Source organism: Aquabacterium sp. (assembly GCF_035476535.1).
In the GTDB taxonomy this organism is placed as follows: domain Bacteria; phylum Pseudomonadota; class Gammaproteobacteria; order Burkholderiales; family Burkholderiaceae_C; genus Pseudaquabacterium.
The window spans coordinates 1-19,404 of record NZ_DATILJ010000032.1; the positions used below are offsets into that span (position 1 = coordinate 1).

At 67.7% G+C, this 19,404-nt stretch carries 20 protein-coding genes; 6 read left to right on the plus strand and 14 right to left on the minus strand.

All coding sequences use genetic code 11. The features are described 5' to 3' along the window. The 9 genes from pyk to def all read right to left on the minus strand — a co-directional run. A partial coding sequence (gene pyk, locus VLK61_RS03750; protein ID WP_325418448.1) for a pyruvate kinase occupies window positions 1–920 on the minus strand: 920 nt, incomplete at its 3' end. Window positions 921–1,023: 103 nt separating this feature from the next. After that, window positions 1,024–2,229: a phosphoglycerate kinase gene (locus tag VLK61_RS03755; protein ID WP_325418450.1), complete on the minus strand. Its 1,206-nt coding sequence runs from the start codon at window positions 2,227–2,229 to the stop codon at window positions 1,024–1,026. A 19-nt stretch (window positions 2,230–2,248) separates the two neighbouring features. Next, complete coding sequence (locus VLK61_RS03760; RefSeq protein ID WP_325418452.1) at window positions 2,249–2,578, minus strand: AzlD domain-containing protein; 330 nt, start codon at window positions 2,576–2,578, stop codon at window positions 2,249–2,251. After that, on the minus strand, window positions 2,575–3,300 hold the full coding sequence (locus VLK61_RS03765; RefSeq protein ID WP_325418454.1) for an AzlC family ABC transporter permease: 726 nt from the start codon (window positions 3,298–3,300) through the stop codon (window positions 2,575–2,577). The genes VLK61_RS03760 and VLK61_RS03765 overlap by 4 nt, the downstream gene beginning before the upstream one ends. Window positions 3,301–3,366: 66 nt before the next feature. Next, window positions 3,367–4,134, minus strand: coding sequence for a head GIN domain-containing protein (locus VLK61_RS03770; protein ID WP_325418455.1), 768 nt, complete (start codon window positions 4,132–4,134; stop codon window positions 3,367–3,369). A gap of 140 nt (window positions 4,135–4,274) precedes the next feature. After that, window positions 4,275–4,700: a hypothetical protein gene (locus tag VLK61_RS03775; protein WP_325418456.1), complete on the minus strand. Its 426-nt coding sequence runs from the start codon at window positions 4,698–4,700 to the stop codon at window positions 4,275–4,277. A 47-nt stretch (window positions 4,701–4,747) separates the two neighbouring features. Next, window positions 4,748–5,596, minus strand: a complete 849-nt coding sequence (gene htpX, locus VLK61_RS03780; protein ID WP_325418458.1) for a zinc metalloprotease HtpX — start codon at window positions 5,594–5,596, stop codon at window positions 4,748–4,750. Between the two features lie 73 nt (window positions 5,597–5,669). Beyond that, window positions 5,670–6,611 (minus strand): methionyl-tRNA formyltransferase, encoded by a 942-nt coding sequence (fmt, locus tag VLK61_RS03785; RefSeq protein WP_325418460.1) that lies wholly within the window; start codon window positions 6,609–6,611, stop codon window positions 5,670–5,672. A 10-nt stretch (window positions 6,612–6,621) separates the two neighbouring features. After that, a complete protein-coding gene (gene def / locus VLK61_RS03790; protein WP_325418462.1) occupies window positions 6,622–7,143 on the minus strand; it encodes a peptide deformylase in 522 nt (173 codons plus the stop codon). A gap of 286 nt (window positions 7,144–7,429) precedes the next feature. On the opposite strand from def, the gene VLK61_RS03795 reads away from it, so the two are divergent. The 3 genes from VLK61_RS03795 (at window position 7,430) to VLK61_RS03805 (ending at window position 10,301) form a co-directional block, all read left to right on the plus strand. Then, window positions 7,430–8,614, plus strand: coding sequence for a LysM peptidoglycan-binding domain-containing protein (locus tag VLK61_RS03795; protein WP_414636766.1), 1,185 nt, complete (start codon window positions 7,430–7,432; stop codon window positions 8,612–8,614). Then, window positions 8,611–9,765, plus strand: coding sequence for a DNA-processing protein DprA (gene dprA, locus VLK61_RS03800; protein WP_325418465.1), 1,155 nt, complete (start codon window positions 8,611–8,613; stop codon window positions 9,763–9,765). Before VLK61_RS03795 ends, dprA begins: the two co-directional genes overlap by 4 nt. An 83-nt stretch (window positions 9,766–9,848) precedes the next feature. Further along, entirely contained in the window at window positions 9,849–10,301 is a 453-nt protein-coding gene (locus VLK61_RS03805) for a DUF494 family protein (protein WP_325418467.1), read from the plus strand. Window positions 10,302–10,334: 33 nt separating this feature from the next. Here VLK61_RS03805 and VLK61_RS03810 read toward each other — a convergent pair whose 3' ends face one another. The 5 genes from VLK61_RS03810 to VLK61_RS03830 all read right to left on the minus strand — a co-directional run bounded on the left by VLK61_RS03810 (window position 10,335) and on the right by VLK61_RS03830 (window position 17,291). Then, window positions 10,335–12,728 carry a DUF1631 family protein gene (locus VLK61_RS03810; protein ID WP_325418469.1) on the minus strand — a complete coding sequence of 798 codons (2,394 nt, stop codon included), beginning with the start codon at window positions 12,726–12,728 and terminating at the stop codon, window positions 10,335–10,337. After that, window positions 12,709–13,755, minus strand: a complete 1,047-nt coding sequence (gene secF / locus VLK61_RS03815; RefSeq protein WP_325418471.1) for a protein translocase subunit SecF — start codon at window positions 13,753–13,755, stop codon at window positions 12,709–12,711. The genes VLK61_RS03810 and secF overlap by 20 nt, the downstream gene beginning before the upstream one ends. Before the next feature lie 102 nt (window positions 13,756–13,857). After that, entirely contained in the window at window positions 13,858–15,774 is a 1,917-nt protein-coding gene (gene secD, locus VLK61_RS03820) for a protein translocase subunit SecD (protein WP_325418473.1), read from the minus strand. Between the two features lie 105 nt (window positions 15,775–15,879). After that, complete coding sequence (yajC, locus tag VLK61_RS03825; protein WP_325418475.1) at window positions 15,880–16,224, minus strand: preprotein translocase subunit YajC; 345 nt, start codon at window positions 16,222–16,224, stop codon at window positions 15,880–15,882. 125 nt (window positions 16,225–16,349) lie between these two features. After that, entirely contained in the window at window positions 16,350–17,291 is a 942-nt protein-coding gene (locus tag VLK61_RS03830) for a tetratricopeptide repeat protein (RefSeq protein ID WP_325418477.1), read from the minus strand. A 177-nt stretch (window positions 17,292–17,468) separates the two neighbouring features. On the opposite strand from VLK61_RS03830, the gene purE reads away from it, so the two are divergent. The 3 genes from purE to VLK61_RS03845 form a co-directional block, all read left to right on the plus strand. Next, window positions 17,469–17,948: a 5-(carboxyamino)imidazole ribonucleotide mutase gene (purE, locus tag VLK61_RS03835; RefSeq protein WP_325418479.1), complete on the plus strand. Its 480-nt coding sequence runs from the start codon at window positions 17,469–17,471 to the stop codon at window positions 17,946–17,948. Beyond that, window positions 17,945–19,129 (plus strand): 5-(carboxyamino)imidazole ribonucleotide synthase, encoded by a 1,185-nt coding sequence (locus VLK61_RS03840; protein ID WP_325418481.1) that lies wholly within the window; start codon window positions 17,945–17,947, stop codon window positions 19,127–19,129. The genes purE and VLK61_RS03840 overlap by 4 nt, the downstream gene beginning before the upstream one ends. An 8-nt stretch (window positions 19,130–19,137) precedes the next feature. Continuing rightward, a partial coding sequence (locus tag VLK61_RS03845) for an L-threonylcarbamoyladenylate synthase (protein WP_325418483.1) occupies window positions 19,138–19,404 on the plus strand: 267 nt, incomplete at its 3' end.

Genomic DNA, 19,404 nt, shown 5'->3' on the forward strand with positions numbered 1-19,404 from the left:
TCGAGCACGGCATTGGCCACGTCGCTGACCTCGGCGCGCGTGGGTACCGGGTTGACGATCATGCTCTCCATCATCTGCGTCGCGGTGATGGTGATCTTGTCCATCTCCAGCGCCATGCGGATCATCTTCTTCTGCAGCGCCGGCACCGCGGCATTGCCCACTTCCACCGCTAGGTCGCCGCGCGCCACCATGATGCCGTCGCTGGCGCGCAGGATGGCTTCCAGCGCCGGAATCGCCTCGCAGCGTTCGATCTTGGCGATCATCGCCGGCTTGTGGCGATAGGGTTCTCCGGCCACGTTGGCCAGCTGGCGCGCCATCTCCATGTCGGTGGCGCTCTTCGGGAAGCTCACTGCCACGTAGTCGGCCTGGAAAGCCATCGCGGTGCGGATGTCTTCCATGTCCTTGCCGGTCAGCGCCGGGGCCGTCAGGCCGCCGCCTTGTTTGTTGATGCCCTTGTTGTTGGACAGCTCGCCGCCGGCCGTCACGATGGTGTGCACCTGGTCGCCGCGTACCGCTTCGACGGTCAGCACCTGCAGGCCGTCGTTCAGCAGCAGTCGGTCGCCCGGCTTCACGTCGCGCGGCAGTTCCTTGTAGTCGAGGCCGACGATGTCGATGTTGCCGGGCTCGGTGCGCGAGGCATCCAGGATGAAGGGCTGGCCGCGCACCAGCATCACCTTGCCCTGTTCGAACTTGCCGACGCGGATCTTCGGCCCCTGCAGGTCGGCCATCAGTGCCACCGGCTTGCCGACACGCTCGGCGCATTCGCGAACCAGCTTGGCGCGGGCGATGTGGTCGGCCGCGGTGCCGTGGCTGAAGTTCAGCCGCACGACATCGACGCCCGCGCGCAGCAACCGCTCCAGCACCTCGGGTTCACTGGAGGCTGGGCCGAGGGTCGCAACGATCTTGGTGGCGCGTGGCATGGCAGGTCCGGCTCGGGTTCTTGGGGGCTCCGATTATGGGTGTCGCGCGCGCATTGGCGTTACGGCGCGGTTTCACGCGCGGCATCGGCCGCGCATGACATGCTCAAGACTGTGCCGCGCGGCGCGCCAGGATCTCGAAAGCCGGCAGTGTCTTGCCTTCCAGCACCTCGAGGAAGGCGCCGCCGCCGGTGGAGATGTAGCCGACCTCCTTCTCGATGCCGTACTTGGCGATCGCGGCGAGCGTATCGCCACCGCCGGCGATGCTGAAGGCCGGGCTTGCGGCGATGGCGCGGGCCAGGGTTTCGGTGCCGTGGGCGAACGCGTCGAACTCGAACACACCCACCGGGCCGTTCCAGACGATGGTGCCGGCGGTCTTGAGCTTGTCGGCCAGCAGCGCCGCAGTGACCGGGCCGATGTCCAGGATCAGGTCGTCGTCGGCCACGTCGGTGGCAGCTTTCACGGTGGCCGGTGCGTCGGCGGCAAAGGCCTTCGCGGTGACCACATCGCTCGGAATCGGCACCTCGGCGCCGCGGGCCTTCATCGCCTGCATCACCGCCTTCGCGGCGTCCAGCAGGTCGGGTTCGGCCAGGCTCTTGCCGATTTTCAAACCGGCCGCCAGCATGAAGGTGTTGGCGATGCCGCCGCCGACGATCAGCCCGTCGACCTTGTCCGCCAGGGCTTGCAGGATGGTCAGCTTGGTGCTGACCTTGGAGCCGGCGACGATGGCCACCAGCGGCCGCTTCGGCTGCGCCAGGGCTTTCGTGATGGCGTCGATCTCGGCGGCCAGCAGCGGGCCGGCGCAGGCCACCGGAGCGAACTGCGCAATGCCGTAGGTGCTGGCTTCGGCGCGGTGCGCGGTGCCGAAGGCGTCGTGCACGAAGATGTCGCACAGCGCGGCCATCTTCTTCGCCAGCGCTTCGTCGTTCTTCTTCTCGCCCTTGTTCAGGCGGCAGTTCTCCAGCAGCACCACCTCGCCGGGCCGGACCTCGACACCGTCGACCCAATCGCTGCGCAAGGGCACTTCGCGGCCGAGCAGTTCACCCAGCCGCTGCGCCACCGGCGCCAGCGAGTCTTCGGGCTTGAACGCGCCCTCGGTCGGCCGACCCAGGTGCGAGGTGACCATCACTGCGGCGCCGGCTTGCAATGCCATCTGGATGCACGGCACCGAGGCACGGATGCGCGTGTCCTCGGTGATGTGGCCGGCATCGTCCTGCGGTACGTTCAGGTCGGCGCGAATGAACACCCGCTTGCCGGCCAACTGGTCCTTGGGGCCTTGAGCGACCAAATCTTCGAGTCTGAGGATCTTCATGGGTGCCAAGTTTCGCAGATCACCAGCCCAGCCCGACGCGAAAGATCAACATCACGGCCGTGCCGGAGACGATGGTGCCGAGCATGTCGCGGCGCCACACGAACCAGGCCGTGGCCGCCGCCGCGCCGAACAGCCGGGCGTCTTGCCAGGTGTGGATCAGCTGGCCCTGGCTCATCACGATCTCGGGCGTCACCACGGCGGCCAGCGCACCCACCGGCGCGTAGCGCAGGCCTTCGCGCAACCACTCGGGAATCGGCAACTCACGGCTGGGCAGCACGAAGAAGCCGCGGGTGAACAGCGTGATCAGCGCCATGCCGATGATGGTGAGTACCGCTTCCCAGGTCGTCATGGGTTGCTCAGCCTTTCGCGCAAGGGCCGGCTGTGGTCGATGACCATGCCCATCGCCACCGCGGCGGCAATGGCTACCAGCATGTTCAGCTTCAGCGGCAACGCATAGGCGGCCACGGCGGCGCAACCGGCCAGCACCGCCGGCAGCCAGGTGGCGCGGTCGCTGAGCAGCGAATAGGTCATGCCCAGCAGGGCGGCCGTGCCTGCAAACGCCAGGCCCCATTCGGGTGGGATGCGGTCGCCGAGCAGGATGCCTGTTAGCGACATCAAGTGCCAGGAGCCGGCATTGACCACCACGGCGCCCCAGAAGTAGGGCAACTGCTCGGGTGAGGGCTTGGGCTCGGGGAAGCGCCGCATGAACAGCACATAGTTCAGGTCGGCGGTGAAGTAGCACAGCAGCGCGCGACGCCGCAGCGACAGGTGGGCGAAGTACGGCCGCCACTGCGCGCTGAAGATCACGAAGCGCAGGTTGATGCACAGCGCGGTGGCCCACACCACCCAGATCGGCGCACCGGCCACGATCAGCGGCACGGCCGCCAGTTGCGCCGAGCCGGCGAACACCAGCACCGACATCAGCAGCGACAGCCCCAGGCCCAGCCCGCTCTTGACCATCGCCACGCCGGTGACCAGGCCCCAGGCGCCGATGCCCAGCGCGATGCCGGTCATCTCCTTGGCGCCGCGGCGGAACTCGGGGTGCCGCCAGGGCGCGGAATCTTCGGACATGCGCGAATTGTCCTCTGCCGCCCCAACACCCCGAGCGGGCGGGGTTGCTGTGCGGCACGCGGGGCGTCAGCGGCGGTGCACGCTGCCGCTGCCGACGATGCTGCTCTTGACCTGCGCATCGCCGCGGTAGGCCACGTCGCCAGAGCCAGCGATCGACACCGATAGCGACTTCGCCGCATGCACCGCGGCGTCGCCCGAGCCGGCAATGTTGATGCTGACATCATCGGCCTTCAGCCCGTCGGTCTGCACGTCGCCACTGCCGGACACGCTGATCTTCAGCTTGCTGACCTGGCCGCTGGCTTTGAAGTCGCCGGAGCCGGCAATCTTCACGCTCAATTCGTCGCCGGTGAGTTGCTGCAGGCCGACGTCACCGGCGCCGGCAATGGACACCGCGAGCTGCGGCGTCTTCAAGGGCTCGACCGCGATGTCGCTGGAGCCGCTGGTCGACAGCGACTGCAGTTGCACCACGCTGACCTCGACCGTCGGCGACCGCTGGATGCGCAGGTTGCTGCCTTTCTTCCAGCGGATGTACAGGGTCTTGCCGCTGGATGACGACTCCACCACGGTTTCCAGCAGTGGCAGCAGGTTGGCCTCGGCTCGCACTTCCACCGCTTCCTTGCCGCCTTGGCGCACCTTCAGCTTGATGCTGCCGGACACCGCAATGGCCTGGAACTCGCCCACGTTGCGTTGCTCGGCGGTGGCCGGGCCGATGCCGGTGGTCCAGTTGTCCGCCGCATGTGCTGTGTTCGGCAAGGCGCTCAGCACGCCGAAGGCGAGCGCAGCGGCGAAAGTCAGGCCGAGCACGGTGTCGAGCAGTCGGAAGAGGCGATCCATGGTGACTCCTGCTGAAGGAGACGCGATCATGTCCATTCGGTGAAGTGCTTGGCAGCCAGCCGCGACGGAACGCCGATGGCAGGGCACAGGGTGTCGCGTTTGCCGACGAATTGTCGGCGCGTATGTGCGACTGACGCGGCTCAGGGCGCCTGGCGCTTGTGGCGGGGCGCTGCGTCGCCGGGCTTGTCGGTGGCCTTGTCACCCGCCTTGTCGCCGCGTTTGTCACCCGGCTTGGCCTCACCGCTCGTTTCGCTCGGGTCCGGCGCCTTGGCGGCCACCTGATGTTCGGCCTCGATCTGCGGAATGACCGGTTCCAGCTTGTTCTCGCGCATGTATTCGTTCATCTCGCGCCAGCCGGCGTAGACGGCAGCGCGGTCGGCCTTGCGGTTGAGCACGTAGCAATCTTCGATCGCGCGAGCCGCGTGACGGCAGGCGCCGCCGATGGCTTTGCCGTCGGCTTCCTTGCGGGCGGCGATGGCACTGGCCGATTCGATGCCCAACTGGTCGCAGCCGGCGACCAGCAGGCACAGGCCGGACATCAACAGGGAGGCGAAGGCTTGGCGCATGGCGGTCTTATCGGCCGCCTTGCGCCGGGCTTGAGCGCCGCCAGTTTTCAGCGGGCCACGGCCATCTGCAGCAGACGTTCAACCCGCTCTTCGGTCGATGGGTGGGTCGAGAACAGGCCACGCAACCCGCCGGCGGACAGCGGATTCATGATCATCATCTGCGCGGTTTCCGGATGGCGCTCCGCCGCTTCCATCGGGATGCCCTGGGCGTGGCGATGGATCTTCTGCAGCGCCATCGCCAGCGCTTCCGGGTCGCCGGAGATCTCGGCACCGCCGCGGTCGGCCTCGAACTCGCGGGCGCGGCTGATCGCCATCTGGATCAGGCTGGCGGCCAGCGGCGCGAGGATCGCGACCAGCAGGCCGACGATCGGGTTGGTCGGGCGGCCTTCGTCGTCCCGCCCGCTGAAGTACATGCCGAAGGTGGCCAGCATGCCGATGGCACCGGCCATCGTCGCGCTGATGGTCGAGATCAGGATGTCGCGGTGACGCACATGGGCCAGTTCGTGGGCCATCACGCCGCGCAGTTCGCGGGTGCTCAGGGCGCGGATGATGCCGGTGGTGGCGGCCACCGCGGCATGCTCCGGGTTGCGGCCGGTGGCAAACGCGTTCGGCGCGTCTTCCTGGATCAGGTACACCTTGGGCATCGGCAGGCCGGCCCGCTCGGCCAGTTCCCGCACCATGCGCACGAACTGCGGCGCGGTGGTCTCGTCAACCTCCTGCGCGTTGTACATCTTCAGCACGATCTTGTCGCTGAACCAGTAGCTGAAGAAGTTCATGCCCAGCGCAATCACCAGCGCCAGCATCATGCCGGCCTGGCCTCCGAGCATGCGGCCGATCAGCATGAACAGCGCGGTGATGGCGGCCATCAGAATGGCTGTCTTCATCATGTTGAACATGGCGGGTCCGTCCTTTCGCGTGGGTGCATCCGTCATGGATGCACCGGATCAGATGACGGCGGACACCTGAAGTTCAACCCAGCTGGCGACCCGCCAGGCCTGGGTGGGCCTGCAGGAAGGCTGCAGTGTCGATGCGGCGCCCCCCCGGGCGCTGCAGTTGCAGCAACTGCAGGGCGTGGTCGCCGCAGGCCACGATGAGCTGGCCGCCGTCGGCGCGCAAGACTCGGCCCGGCGTGCCGGACATCAGGCGCTCGATGCGCCCACGCCAGAGCTTGATCACCTCGCCATCGAGCGTGAAGCTGGCGCCGGGGAAGGGGTCGAAGGCGCGCAGGCGGCGTTCGATCAGCGCGGCCGGCTGCAGCCAGTCGATCGCGGCTTCGGCCTTGTCGATCTTGTGGGCGTAACTCACGCCCGCCGAGGGCTGCGGCGTGCGCTGCAGCGACGGCGCGGCGAGTGCCTGCACGATCAGCTCGCCGCCGAGGGCGGCCAGGCGGTTGTGCAGCGTGGCCGTGCAATCCTGCGCACTGATGGCCTCGGACCGCCACAGCAGCATGTCGCCGGTGTCGAGGCCGGCATCCATCTGCATGATCGTGATGCCGGTCTTGGCATCCCCGGCTTCGATGGCCCGGTGGATGGGCGCGGCGCCGCGCCAGCGTGGCAGCAGCGAGGCGTGAATGTTCAGGCAGCCCCGCGGCGGCAGTGCCAATACCCAGGCGGGCAGGATCAGGCCATAGGCGGCCACCACCATCACCTCGGGCGCGGCCGCGGCCAGCGCTTGTTGCGCGGCCCGCGCGTCTTCCGGGTACTTGCCGTCCAGGCGCAGGCTGCGCGGCTGGGACAGCGGTAGGTCACGGGCCAGTGCCAGTGCTTTCACCGGTGAGAGCTGCAGCTTCATGCCACGCCCGGCGGGCCGGTCGGGCTGGGTCAGGACCAGCACGATGTCGTGACCGGCTGCGATCAGTTGCGCCAGGGCGGTGGCGGCAAATTCCGGCGTGCCGGCGAAAGCGATGCGCATCGGAGGGGGCTCAGCGCCGGACGCGGGTTTGTTCGTCGCGCGTCTTCTTCAGCATCTTGGTCTTGATGCGTTCACGTTTCAGCAGACTCAGGTACTCGACGAAGACCTTGCCGATCAGGTGGTCCATTTCGTGCTGCACGCACACGGCGGTCAGCCCTTCGGCTTCAAACTCATGGGACTGGCCATCCCGCCCCAGTGCGCGCACGGTCACGCGGGCATGGCGCTCGACGCGGTCGTAGATCGCCGGCACCGACAGGCAGCCTTCGTCGGAGAAGCGCATCTCTTCGCTGCGCGCCAGGATCTCGGGGTTGATCAGCACGCGGGGTTCGTCGCGGCTGTCGGAGGTGTCGATCACGATCACCCGCTCGTGCACGTCGACCTGCGTGGCCGCGAGGCCGACACCATCGGCGTCGTACATCGTGTCGAGCATGTCGTCGACGAGGCGGCGGATGCGCTCGTCGACTTCGGCCACCGGGCGGGCCACGGTATGCAGGCGGGGATCTGGGTATCGCAGGATCGGTAGCAGGGCCATGGCATCAAAGGTCGGCTCGTCGGCTGACACATGCAGCAACAGATGTGGATGGAGCGCAACGGCAACAGTATCGCCGGCCCGGTATCAGGCCGTGATCGAAACTGTTTTTCGTTGCGATATCAAGGGTTTATCGGCAGAATCTGCGATGTAGCATGAGCATTGCTGGCCGGCATGAACGGCGCATGCGCGGTTCGTCGACAGCGTTCAAGGCGTCGATGGCTCCGAGGTGGCGCCCGCAACGGCCTGGGGCATGATTGTGGCATCACGCTTGCTGGAGACCGACGACATGAGTTCACGCCAGTTCCACCTTCCCGCCCTCCGGAGGTGCTGGCCCACGCTGGCGGCGGCGGCACTGTTAGGTGCGCCGTTCGCGTCCGTTGCGGTCGACCTGACCATCACGCCGGGCCAGCGTTCCACGGCACAGCAAGTGGCCCAGGCCGGTGTGCCCTTGTCCGAGTTGTCGCCCAACGCGCCGGAATCACACACCGTGCAGCGCGGCGATACGCTGTGGGACATCTCCAAGCTCTTCCTCACCAGCCCCTGGCGCTGGCCCGAGCTCTGGGGCATGAACATGGAGCAGATCCGCAATCCGCACCTGATCTACCCCGGGCAGGTGCTGGTGCTGGTCAAGATGGACGGCCGCGCGATGCTGCGTGTGGCGCGGCCGGGGCAGGAAGGCACGGCGCCCACCAACACCGTCAAGTTGTCGCCGCGGGTTCGCGCCGAGTTGCTGGACAACGGCGCCATCGCGTCGATCCCCTTGCACCTGATCGGCCCGTTCCTGAACGAAGCCATCGTGCTCGATTCGGATGAACTGGCCAGCGCGCCGCGCATCGTCGCCACGCAGGAAGGCCGCGTGCTGGTCTCGCGCGGCGAAACAGCCTATGTGCGTGGCGACCTGAAGGGGGCCCGCGAATTCCGGCTGTTCCGCGAGAGCAAGCCGATGATCGACCCGGAATCCGGCCAGGTGCTGGGCTTCGAGGCGGGTTTTGTCGGCACGGCCGAGTTCACGCGTGCCGGCGACACGCGCCCAACCGCCGATGGCAAGAACGCCGTGGAAGTGCCGGCAAGTTTCCGCCTGACCAGCGTGCGCCAGGAGGCCGGCATCGGCGACCGGCTGGCGCCGGTGCCGCAGCGCGACTTCAGCGCTTACGCGCCGCATTCACCGGCGGGGGCAATCGCCGGCCAGATCATCTCGATCTATGGTGAAGCGCTCACCGCGGGCCAGAACCAGATCGTGGCCTTGAACCGCGGCGGGCGCGACGGCATCGAACGCGGCCATGTGCTGGCGCTGTGGCGCAACGGTGCGATCACGGTCGACAAGACCGATGGCAAGAAGACCGCGATCAAGCTGCCCGATGAACGCATCGGCATGTTGTTCGTGTTCCGGGTGTTCGACCGCGTGTCCTACGCGCTGATCGTCTCGGCGATCGACCCGGTCAGCCGCGGCGACAGGTTCACCCAGCCTTGACTCGGGCGGCAGGCCGGGTGGGCGCCGCGCTCGCGCAGCCTGACGAGCTGGACGCCTGGTTGCGGCTGGTGCACCGCACCGGCGTCGGCCGTGGCACCCTGCGCCGGCTGCTGGCGGCGCTGGGCTCGCCGGCGGCGGTGGCGAGTGCGGACGACGCGGCCTTGCGCGTGCTGGTCGGTGAGCGGCAGGCCGAGGCGCTGCGGCAACCCCCCGATGACCATGCCGAACGCGTGGCCGCCACGGGTGCCTGGCTGGCTGGGCACCCGCAACGGCGCGTGCTGACACTGGCCGACGCCGACTACCCACCGGCCCTGCTGCAAACCGCCGACCCACCTTTGCTGCTCTACCTGCAAGGGCGCAGCGAGTTGCTGGCGGCAGCCGGCATCGCCATCGTCGGCAGCCGGAAACCGACACCGCAGGGCCTGGACAACGCGCACCGCCTGGCGACCGAGCTGAGCCGGGCAGGCTGGACCATCGTGTCCGGGCTGGCCACCGGCATCGATGGAGCGGCGCATCTGGGCGGGCTGCAGGCGATTGGCAGCACCATCGCGGTGGTCGGCACCGGCCTCGACCAGGTCTACCCGCGCGCCCACCGCGCACTGGCCCAGCGCATCGCCGAAGAGGGCTTGATGCTCAGCGAATTCGCGCTGGGCATGCCGCCGCTGCAGGCCCACTTTCCGCAGCGCAACCGCATCATCGCCGGGCTGACACGTGGCACGCTGGTGGTGGAAGCCGCGTTGCGTTCCGGTTCGCTGATCACCGCGCGCCAGGCGGCGGAGGCCGGGCGCGAAGTGTTTGCGATCCCGGGCTCGATCCATTCAGCGCAGGCGCGTGGCTGCCATGCCTTGCTGCGAGAGGGCGCGAAACTGGTTGAAACCGTCGATGACATCCTGGAAGAGCTGGGCACGCAACCCCGCCAGGCGACCCTGGACTTGACGATCGCCCACGCGGCCGTGCTGCCGAGTGTGGCACCGACCGACGATGACGAGGTGCTGCGCGCCTTGGGTCATGACCCAGCCACGCTGGATGCCTTGATGGCGCGCTGCGGCTGGTCGGCCTCAGCCTTGAATGTGCGCCTGATGGAGCTGGAACTCGACGGGCTCGTCGCCCGACTGCCCGGCGGCCTGTTCCAGCGCCGGCAAGGCGCCTGAGGCGCCGCACCCGGTTACCGCATGCCCGGTAGGGCCGTGCAGTTTCGACGCCCGGGCCCCAGGCCCTGCGGTATAGTGGTTTCATGTTCGAGGTTCTGGTTTATCTGTACGAGAACTACTGGCGCCCGGACGCCTGTCCGGACCACGACCAGCTCACTCGCAAACTCTCGGCCGTCGGCTTCGAGACCGACGAAATCCAGGAAGCCCTGAGCTGGCTGGATGGTCTGGCCGAAACCGCGGAAACCTACGCCGGTGAACAATCCGAGACCAGCATGCGGGTGTATTCACCGGCCGAGGTGGAGCGTCTGGGCGAAGATTCGATCGGCTTCGTCAGTTTCCTCGAGTCCGCCGGCGTGCTGCCGGCGCCGATGCGCGAGATGGTGGTCGACCGCGCCAGTGCTGTCGGCGAAAGTCCACTGGCGTTGGAAGACCTGAAGGTCATCGTGCTGATGGTCTTCTGGAGCCTGGGCGAAGAGCCCGATGCGCTGATCCTCGACGAATTGTTCGTCGCACCCGAAGAACGCCTGATCCACTGACGCCGCAGGATGCGGCTCGTGGGCCGCCGACGCTCAGTTCATCAGCCGCGACGGGTCCGCGTCCAGCTTGGCCAGCGCGCTGCGTGTGGCCTTCACCGTGAGCGCTTCATCCTGCGCCGGCAGCAGCAGCCCGGCCTGCAGGAAGGCTGCCAGGCGTTGCCGCTGGAACAGCACGCAGCGGCCGCTGGGTGCCACGAACATCGACAGTTGCCGGCGCATGCCGTGCCACACCAGTTGCATGGCTTCGTTGTGGCCGCGGTAGTCCAGCATGTACCAGCTGCCGACCAGCAGTTCACGCGCCCAGGACAGCATCGCCGGCGTCGGCATCGAGCCGCCTTCAGACACCACCTCCAACTCCGAGCTCTCGTGGCCGGACAGGTCCAGCACCATCGATTCGTCGATTTCCAGATCCGCCGCATCCGGCAGCAGTTCCTCCAGCGTTTCGAGGCGCTCCATCAACTCGGTCAGCCGCTCGGTCGGGATCACTGCGGCCTTGGCAGTGAAGGCCGCCGCCAGCGAATTGTTCAGCGACTGGATGTGCTCTTCCTGCCGCTCGCTGCTCATGTGGGCGTTGACCATGCCGTCACGCAGGCGTTTCAGCAGCAGCGGCAGCCGACGGATCACCTCGGCGCGTTCATCGCGGGTGACCTTGGCGCTGGCCGACCAGATCAGGTCGGCGGCAGCGCGCTTCATGTCCTTGGTCTCGGCCGACTGCGGCCCGAAGCGCACGCCGGTGGTCGCCAGCACGTCGGCCCAGACCTGGAACAGGAACTGGCGTACGCCCTCCTGCACCGGCACCTCGTTGAGCATGCGACGCAGCTCGATGGTGTACTGGATCGCCATCGTCTCGCGCTGTTCCACCTGCTGGGCCAGCGACACGCCCTTGCGGGTCGTCTCGTTCTCGTTGCGGAAATAGTGTTCGAGGAACTTCTCGAACTCTGCCAACACGGTCTGGAAGACGCGGCGCCCGGTGTCCGGATAGGCCTCAACGACCTGCACGACCCGCTTGATTTCCTTCTCCAGCGTGTCGCCCACGGCTTGCGCCGAGTTGTCGAAGCCCATCACGCAGGCGCCCATGCGGTCGATCAGCCGGCGCGCCGGATGGTCGATGGTGGCGAAGAAATCCGGCTCACCGACGGCCACGCGAAGCACCGGCATCTGCAAGCGCGCGAACCACACCCGCACGGCGGCCGGGATGCGGTCGTCGGTCAGGATGCTCTGGAACATCATCGCGACGATCTCGATCGTCGCGCGTTCATTCGGCGTGCTGGCGGCGTGCTTGAGCAGTTGCTTGCGCTGCTGCAGTTCGTCGATCAGCATCGGCGTGGTCAGCGCTGGCGAGACGGAATGCGGCACCGACACCAGGCGCTGCTTCAGGCTGTTCTGCGCCAGCTCGATGGCCCGCGACAGCCGCGGTGTCACCAGTGCGGGTCCGCGGCTGGTGTCCGAAAAGCCCGGCAGCTGGCGGCCGACCAAGCGGTTCAGCCGCCCCAGGACCGCCTGCGCGTGGTCGCTGCCGCGGGCGAGCGGCGCAGCGCGCGTCATCATGCGGGTTTCTTCGCCGACATTGCTGCGGCGCGAATCGAGGCCGGCGCCAAGACCCGATCCGGGTGCTGACAACTGCGCTGCCAGCCCGGCCGGCCGGCCGGTGGAGGGCATGACGGCCGGGCGCGACGGCCCGCTGCCGCTGGTGGTGGCAACGGCGCCGCTGTCGTGCGCGCGGCGGATCAGCGGCCGCAAGTCCACATCGGGCAGAACGTGGCGCTCGACCAGCCAGCGGTTGATCTCGTGGTAGGCCTCTTCACAGAGCATGGCGAATTCGTCGTGCAGCCACAGCTGGGCTTCGCGCCAGTCTTCCGGCGACAGGCTAGCGCCGCGCCAGGCGTCATGCGCCACGCGGGCCAGCACATGGGCACGCAAAGCGTCGTGGATGTCGAGTTCCTGGCGCTGCTCGAGCATCGCAATGCGCGAGCGCAGATCGCTGAACTCCCAGGACGCACGGTCCATGATCGCCAGCGCCAGCCGAGAGGTCAGGATCTCGCGGTCGATCGTGTCGTCGTCGACCAACGACATGCCCTTGCCGCCAGGACGCGGCAAGTCGCCGGGTTGTGCCGCTGAACCGCCATGCACCAGCACGTGGCGCAAGCCATCGTTCATGCCGGCCAGCCACTGGCGGGCCGATTTCTGCAGCCCCTGCATCAGCTCCCGGCGGCGCTGGGCGGTCTGGTATTCCGCCGGCTTGTCCAGTGAATGGCGCGCGCCGTCGACGACGTGACGCACCAGATTCGGCAGGCCCTTGACCAACTCATCGGTGTACAGCCGCCGAGCCTCGCTGGCGAGTTGGGCGGCATTGGCGTTGGTCGCCATGTGAGGTGGCAGGCAGACTGTTCGTGATGGAATGCCTACTCTATACCACGGCCCCGGCATTGGGGTCGTTCGGGTCGTGGTCCTTGGCCGTGAATTTGACCAAGTCCTCGCGCTTGACGCCGAGCCACATCGCAATGGCCGCGGCGACGAACACCGACGAGTAGATGCCGAACAGGATGCCGATCGTCAGCGCCACCGCGAAGTAGTGCAGCGTGGGGCCGCCGAACAGCAGCATCGACAAGACCATCATCTGCGTCGAGCCGTGCGTGATGATGGTGCGGCTGATGGTGCTGGTGATCGCGTGGTCGATGACCTGCTGCGTGTTGAGCTTGCGGTACTTGCGGAAGGCTTCGCGGATCCGGTCGAAGATGACCACCGACTCGTTCACCGAATAACCCAGGATGGCCAGCACAGCAGCCAGCACGGCCAGCGAGAACTCCCACTGGAAGAAGGCGAAGAAGCCCAGGATGATGATCACGTCGTGCAGGTTGGCGATGATCGCCGCGACCGAGAACTTCCACTCGAAGCGGAAGGCCAAGTACAGCATGATGCCGATCACGACGAAGGCCAGCGCCTTGGCACCGTCGGAGGCCAGTTCCGAGCCGACCGCGGGGCCGACGAACTCGGTGCGCGACAGCTTCAGCGGCTCGACGCCATCGGCCCGGGTGCAGGACGGCCGGTTGACCTCCTCGCCCTGCGGCGACTTGATGGTCTTGGCGCCCACGGTGCCGGCTTCGGCGGCGCACAGCGCGGCAAAGGCCCGTGCACTAAGAGCCGACTGCTCGGCCGGCTTGGCATCGCCGCGCACGGGCAGGCGCACCATCACGTCCTTGGACGTGCCGAAGGTCTGCACCTGGACTTCACCCAGGTTCAGCGCTTCGATCGCCGCCCGCGTCTTTTCCAGGTTGGCGGCATGTTGGGTGTATTCCACCTCCAGCACCGTGCCGCCGGTGAATTCGATCGACAAGTGCAGCCCGCGTGTCGCGAGGAAGAACACCGCGGCCGCGAAGGTGAGGAACGAGATGATGTTGAACACCAGCGCATGCCGCATGAACGGGATGTCGCGGCGGATTCTGAAGAATTCCATCTTGATTCCTTGTCAGTTCCAATGGAATTCTGGGGAAGGCTCATGTGAGCGAACCGGACGTGATGACTTCACCAAGAACTCCATGTCTTGTTTCCTGCGGCCTCAGGCCTTGGCCACGGGTTCGCTGCCCGACGCCGCATCGCCCGTGCTGCCGGCCGCCGCGGCCGGTTTCCAGACCTGCCCGATGGACACTGACTTCAGCTTCTTCTGCCGGCCGTACCAGAGGTTGACCAGGCCGCGCGAGAACATCACCGCCGAGAACATCGAGGTCAGGATGCCCAGGCAGTGCACCACCGCGAAGCCGCGCACGAAGCCCGAGCCGAAGGCCAGCAGCGCCAGGCCGGCGATCAGCGTCGTGATGTTCGAATCCAGGATCGTTGCGAAGGCGCGTTCGTAGCCGGCCGAGATCGCCGCTTGCGGCGACGAGCCGTTGCGCAACTCCTCGCGCACCCGTTCATTGATCAGCACGTTGGCATCGATCGCCATGCCCAGCGTCAGCGCAATCGCCGCGATACCCGGCAAGGTGAGCGTGACCTGCATCATCGACAGCACCGACACCAGCAGCAGCAGGTTGAAGCCCAGCGCCAGGGTCGAGAACATGCCGAACAGCAGGTAGTAGCCGCACATGAACACGGCGATGAAGGCAAAACCGTAGGCCACGCTGTGGAAGCCCTTGGTGATGTTGTCGGCGCCGAGTGACGGGCCGATCATGCGTTCCTCGATGATTTCCATCGGTGCGGCCAGCGCGCCCGAGCGCAGCAGCAGCGCGGTGTCGTTGGCCTCCACCGTGGTCATGCGGCCGGAGATCTGCACCCGGCCACCGCCGATTTCGCCGCGGATCACCGGCGCAGTGACGACCTCGCCCTTGTTCTTCTCGAACAGCAGGATGGCCATGCGCTTGTTGATGTTCTCGCGCGTGACATCGCGGAAGATCGTCGCGCCCTTGCTGTCCAGCGTCAGGTGCACCGCGGGTTCGCTGGAGTTCTGGCCATCGAAGCCGGGCTGGGCATCGGTCAGGTTGTCGCCGGTCAGGATGACCTGGCGGAAGACGATGATCGGCGAGCCGTCGCGATCGAGGTAGCGCTCGCTGCCGAAAGGCACCGGCCCGGCGCCGCGCAGCGCCTCCAGAGCCTCGGTGGAGGTGTTGACCAGCCGCACTTCCAGCGTGGCCGTGCGGCCCAGGATGTCCTTGGCCCGCGCGGTGTCCTGCACCCCGGGCAACTGCACCACCACGCGGTCCAGGCCCTGCTGCTGGATCACCGGTTCGTTGGTGCCGAGCGAGTTGATGCGGTTGTGCAGCGTGGTGATGTTCTGTTTGAGCGCGGCATCCTGGATGCGGCGGATGGCCTCCGGCTTGAGCGTGCCGGTGAGCTTGAATTCGCTGCCGTCGGCGGCCTCGGTCCATTGCAGGTCGGTCACCTGGTCGGTGAGCAAGGGCAGCGCTTGGCCCAGCACGGCGCGGTCGCGGAAGCGCACCACCACGTCGTTGCCATCACGGCTGATGCCGGCGTGGCGGATGTTCTTGTCGCGCAGCAAAACGCGGATGTCGCCGCTGAAGACATCGGCCTTTTTGGTCAGCGCCGCCTTCATGTCCACCTGCATCAGGAAGTGCACGCCGCCGCGCAGGTCCAGGCCCAGGTACATCGGCAGCGCCCGCAGCTTCGTCAGCCAGGTCGGCGAGCGCGACAGCAGGTTGTAGGCCACGATGTAGGCCGGGTCGGCCGCATCGGGGTTCAGCGCCTTCGCGATGGCGTCCTTGGCCTTGACCTGGCTGTCGACATCGCCGAAGCGGGCCTTGACCGAGCCACTGTCGAACTGCACGAAGTCGGCCTGCAGGCTGGCCTTGGCCAGCACGGCCTCGATGCGCGGCACCATGCCTGAGTCCACCTTCACGGTGGCCTTGGCACTGGAGATTTGCACGGCCGGCGCTTCGCCGAAGAAATTGGGCAGCGTGTACAGCAACCCGACCACCAGCGCGATGCCGAGGATCAGGTACTTCCACCAGGAGTAGCGGTTCATCGTGGCTTCCTTGGCCCGGGGCCGGGCCTTGTGCACTAGCGCCTCAAGGCGCTCAGGACTGGCGTGCCGAATGGGCGTTCAAGCGCCGCGCGGGCGCCCGGGCCATCACTTGCCGTAGGTGCCCTTGGGCAGCACCTGCACCACGGCGCTGCGCTGCACCTGCAGTTCCACGCCGTTGGCGACTTCCACGTGAACGATGGTCTCGCCGAGCTTGGCAACGCGGCCGATCATGCCGCCCGAGGTGACGACCTCGTCGCCCTTGGCCAGCGCTTCGAGCATGGCCTTGTGTTCCTTCTGGCGCTTCATCTGCGGCCGGATCATGATGAAGTACAACACCACGAACATCAGCACCAGCGGCAGCATCTGGCCGAACGAGCCGAACATGGATTCGATGCCACCGGCGGCCGGTGCGGCCGGTGCGGCCTGCGCATATGCATTGGAGATGAACACGTCGGTCTTCCTTGAGAGCAGCCCTCGCACAGGGCGGGGGCCAAACGGCGGATTCTAAGTCGCCGGTCCTGGCCGGCCGGGCCGGTTGCAGCGGTGCGTCCGCCGAGCGGCCGTGCCGGGAACGGTCAGAACAGCGCCATGCTGAGCTTGCGGCGGTACTGGTCGATCACCGGGTCGCTCGGCGCCGCCACCGACTTGCCGGTGAGTTCCAGCGTGCCCTTGGCCTGCTCGGCCGCGGCCTTCGGCGCCGGCTTGCTCATCAGCTCGAGGATCGCGACATAGGTCTTGCGCGCGAGCTGGCTGTTCCATTCCTTGTCGCGCATCACGATCTCGAGCAGTGCTTCCATCGCATCGGTGAACTGGCGGCCGGCCATCAGCGTCTGCGCCAACTCGAAGCGCGCCTCGAAGTCACGCCGGTTGGCTTCGATGGCTGCGGCCAGGGCCTGTGGCGAGCGTGCGCCGGCGGCCTTGTCGCAGGCGGCGATCCAGTGGCCCAGCGCTGCGATGCGGCCATCGACCAGCGCCTTGCTGACCACCGGCTCGTAGGCCTGGCGCGCCTGCTCCAGGTGGCCGGATTCGAGCAGCAGCTTGATGTAGTCGTAGCGGGCGCCGTCGTTGGCGGGGTCGATGGCCACCGCCTGCTGCAGCTTGGCCAGCGCGGCCTCGGTGTCGCCGCTGGCTTCCAGCGCCACGGCTTCTTCGGTCTCGGCTTCAGCTTCCAGCGCCTCGGCGCTCGGCACATGGCGGTCGAGGAATTCGCGGATCTGCGCTTCGGGCAGCGCACCGACAAAGCCGTCGATCGGCTGGCCCTTGTCGAACAGCACGCAGAACGGGATCGAGCGCACCCCGAAGGCCTGGCTCAGCTGGCCGGAGATCTCCGGCTGGTCGTCGCTGTTGAGCTTGGCCAGTTTGAAGCGGCCGCCATAGGCCGTTTCGACCTTTTCGAGGAGCGGGCCCAGCGTGCGGCAGGGGCCGCACCAGGGCGCCCAGATGTCCAGCAGGACCGGCTGCTGCATCGAGGCCTGGATCAGGTCGGCTTCGAAATTCTGCAGAGTGATGTCGTTCATGGTGTCGGGTGAGCGTCGGGTGAGCGGGTAGGGGGCCGATGACGGGGGCATGTGGGGGCGCCCGCCTACAATCCAAGGCTTTTGCCCACTTTGGCGGAGCCAGCCTTGCAGTCCAGTTCCCTGTCCCCCTCCGGGCCCCCCGCCGATGCTGCGCTTGGCGCGGTGGTTGGCGTCTTGATGGGCTCGTCCAGCGACTGGGAAACTATGCAACAGGCGGCGCAGATTCTCGCCGAGTTTGGTGTGCCCCATGAATGCCGCGTGGTCTCGGCCCACCGCATGCCCGACGAGATGTTCGCCTACGCCGAGGCCGCGGCGGGGCGCGGGCTGAAAGCGATCATCGCCGGCGCCGGCGGCGCGGCCCACCTGCCGGGAATGCTGGCGGCCAAGACCACCGTGCCGGTGCTCGGGGTGCCGGTGGCCAGCCGCCATCTGAGCGGTGTCGATTCGCTGCATTCGATCGTGCAGATGCCCAAGGGCATTCCGGTGGCCACTTTCGCGATCGGCGCCGCTGGCGCGGCCAACGCGGCGCTGTTCGCGGTGGCGATGCTGGCCACCGGCGACCCGGTGCTGCGCGACAAGCTCGAGGCCTTCCGGGCTCGCCAGACTGCGGCCGCCCAGGCGATGAGCGCCGAGTTGACGCTCGCGGTCAAGCCATGAGTGACGCGGTCCTGCCAGCGGTGAGCGCGGCGATCCTGCCGGGGGCGACCCTGGGCGTGATGGGTGGCGGTCAACTCGGCCGCATGTTCGTGCACGCCGCGCAAACGATGGGCTACGGCACGGTGGTGCTCGATCCGGACGACAGCTCGCCCGCCGGTCTGGTGTCGCACGGCCATCTGCAGACCGCCTACCTCGATGAAGCCGGCCTGGCCGAACTGGCCCGGCGCTGCGACGCCATCACCACCGAATTCGAAAACGTGCCCGCGCCCGCGCTGCGCACGCTGGCGCTGCAGCGCCCGGTGGCGCCGGCCGCCGACGCGGTGGCGATCTGCCAGGACCGCGCGGCTGAAAAGGCCCAGTTCGTGCGCTGCGGTGTGCCCTGCGCGCCGCATGCGCTGATCGAGTCCGCGGCGCAACTGGCCGGCGTATCGGCCACGCTGCTGCCGGGCATCCTGAAGACCGCCCGCCTGGGCTACGACGGCAAGGGCCAGCGCCGGGTGGCCGACGCGGCTGCGCTGGCCGCCGCGTGGCACGAACTGGGGCAGGTGCCTTGCCTGCTGGAACAGATGCTGCCGTTGGCGCTGGAGCTCAGCGTCATCGTCGCGCGCAATGCGCAGGGCGAAACCGTCACGCTGCCAGTGCAACAGAACCTGCATCGCGACGGCATCCTGGCGGTGACCCAGGTGCCGGCGCCGGACGTGCCGGCGCCACTGCAGCAGCAAGCGATCGCAGCCGCCTGCCGCGTTGCGGAGGCCATGGCCTATGTCGGCGTGCTGTGCGTCGAGTTCTTCGTGCTGGCCGATGGTTCGCTGGTGGCCAACGAGATGGCGCCGCGGCCGCACAACTCCGGCCACTATTCGATCGATGCCTGCGATGTCTGCCAGTTCCAGCTGCAGGTGCGCACGCTGACCGGCCTGCCGCTGCAGACCCCGCGCCTGCACTCGCCGACGGTGATGCTGAACCTGCTGGGCGACCTGTGGTTCCGCGACGGCGACGCGGCGCGCGAGCCGGCCTGGGGCCAGCTGCTCGCGCTGCCCGGCATGCACCTGCACCTGTACGGCAAGACCAGCGCACGCCGTGGCCGCAAGATGGGCCACCTGACCATCACCGCCGCCGATGCCGCGCAGGCGCGTGCGGCGGCGCTGCAGGCCGCCGCGCTGCTCGGCATCGCGGCGCACTGAGCCGGACGATGAGCCTGCTGTCCGGCCACGACCCGGCCGCGCTTGATGCCGCGGCGATGCGCATCGCCGCCGGCGGCCTGGTCGCCTTCCCCACCGAGACGGTCTATGGCCTGGGGGCCCGCGCCGACGACGATGCGGCCGTGGCCGGTATCTTCGCCGCCAAGGGCCGGCCGCCGGACCATCCGCTGATCGTGCATGTGGTGGACTGGATCGCCGCGCAGCGCTTCGCGATCGACCTGAACATCCATGCCCAACGCCTGATCGCGAGCTTCTGG

Excerpts from the sequence above, each read along its gene's own strand:
- VLK61_RS03755 (WP_325418450.1), bottom strand. The coding sequence starts at position 2,229 with ATGAAGATCCTCAGACTCGAAGATTTGGTCGCTCAAGGCCCCAAGGAC.
- VLK61_RS03760 (WP_325418452.1), bottom strand. The coding sequence starts at position 2,578 with ATGACGACCTGGGAAGCGGTACTCACCATCATCGGCATGGCGCTGATC.
- VLK61_RS03765 (WP_325418454.1), bottom strand. The coding sequence starts at position 3,300 with ATGTCCGAAGATTCCGCGCCCTGGCGGCACCCCGAGTTCCGCCGCGGC.
- VLK61_RS03770 (WP_325418455.1), bottom strand. The coding sequence starts at position 4,134 with ATGGATCGCCTCTTCCGACTGCTCGACACCGTGCTCGGCCTGACTTTC.
- VLK61_RS03775 (WP_325418456.1), bottom strand. The coding sequence starts at position 4,700 with ATGCGCCAAGCCTTCGCCTCCCTGTTGATGTCCGGCCTGTGCCTGCTG.
- htpX (WP_325418458.1), bottom strand. The coding sequence starts at position 5,596 with ATGTTCAACATGATGAAGACAGCCATTCTGATGGCCGCCATCACCGCG.
- fmt (WP_325418460.1), bottom strand. The coding sequence starts at position 6,611 with ATGCGCATCGCTTTCGCCGGCACGCCGGAATTTGCCGCCACCGCCCTG.
- def (WP_325418462.1), bottom strand. The coding sequence starts at position 7,143 with ATGGCCCTGCTACCGATCCTGCGATACCCAGATCCCCGCCTGCATACC.
- VLK61_RS03795 (WP_414636766.1), top strand. The coding sequence starts at position 7,430 with ATGAGTTCACGCCAGTTCCACCTTCCCGCCCTCCGGAGGTGCTGGCCC.
- VLK61_RS03805 (WP_325418467.1), top strand. The coding sequence starts at position 9,849 with ATGTTCGAGGTTCTGGTTTATCTGTACGAGAACTACTGGCGCCCGGAC.
- VLK61_RS03810 (WP_325418469.1), bottom strand. The coding sequence starts at position 12,728 with ATGCCGGGGCCGTGGTATAGAGTAGGCATTCCATCACGAACAGTCTGC.
- secF (WP_325418471.1), bottom strand. The coding sequence starts at position 13,755 with ATGGAATTCTTCAGAATCCGCCGCGACATCCCGTTCATGCGGCATGCG.
- secD (WP_325418473.1), bottom strand. The coding sequence starts at position 15,774 with ATGAACCGCTACTCCTGGTGGAAGTACCTGATCCTCGGCATCGCGCTG.
- VLK61_RS03830 (WP_325418477.1), bottom strand. The coding sequence starts at position 17,291 with ATGAACGACATCACTCTGCAGAATTTCGAAGCCGACCTGATCCAGGCC.
- purE (WP_325418479.1), top strand. The coding sequence starts at position 17,469 with ATGGGCTCGTCCAGCGACTGGGAAACTATGCAACAGGCGGCGCAGATT.
- VLK61_RS03840 (WP_325418481.1), top strand. The coding sequence starts at position 17,945 with ATGAGTGACGCGGTCCTGCCAGCGGTGAGCGCGGCGATCCTGCCGGGG.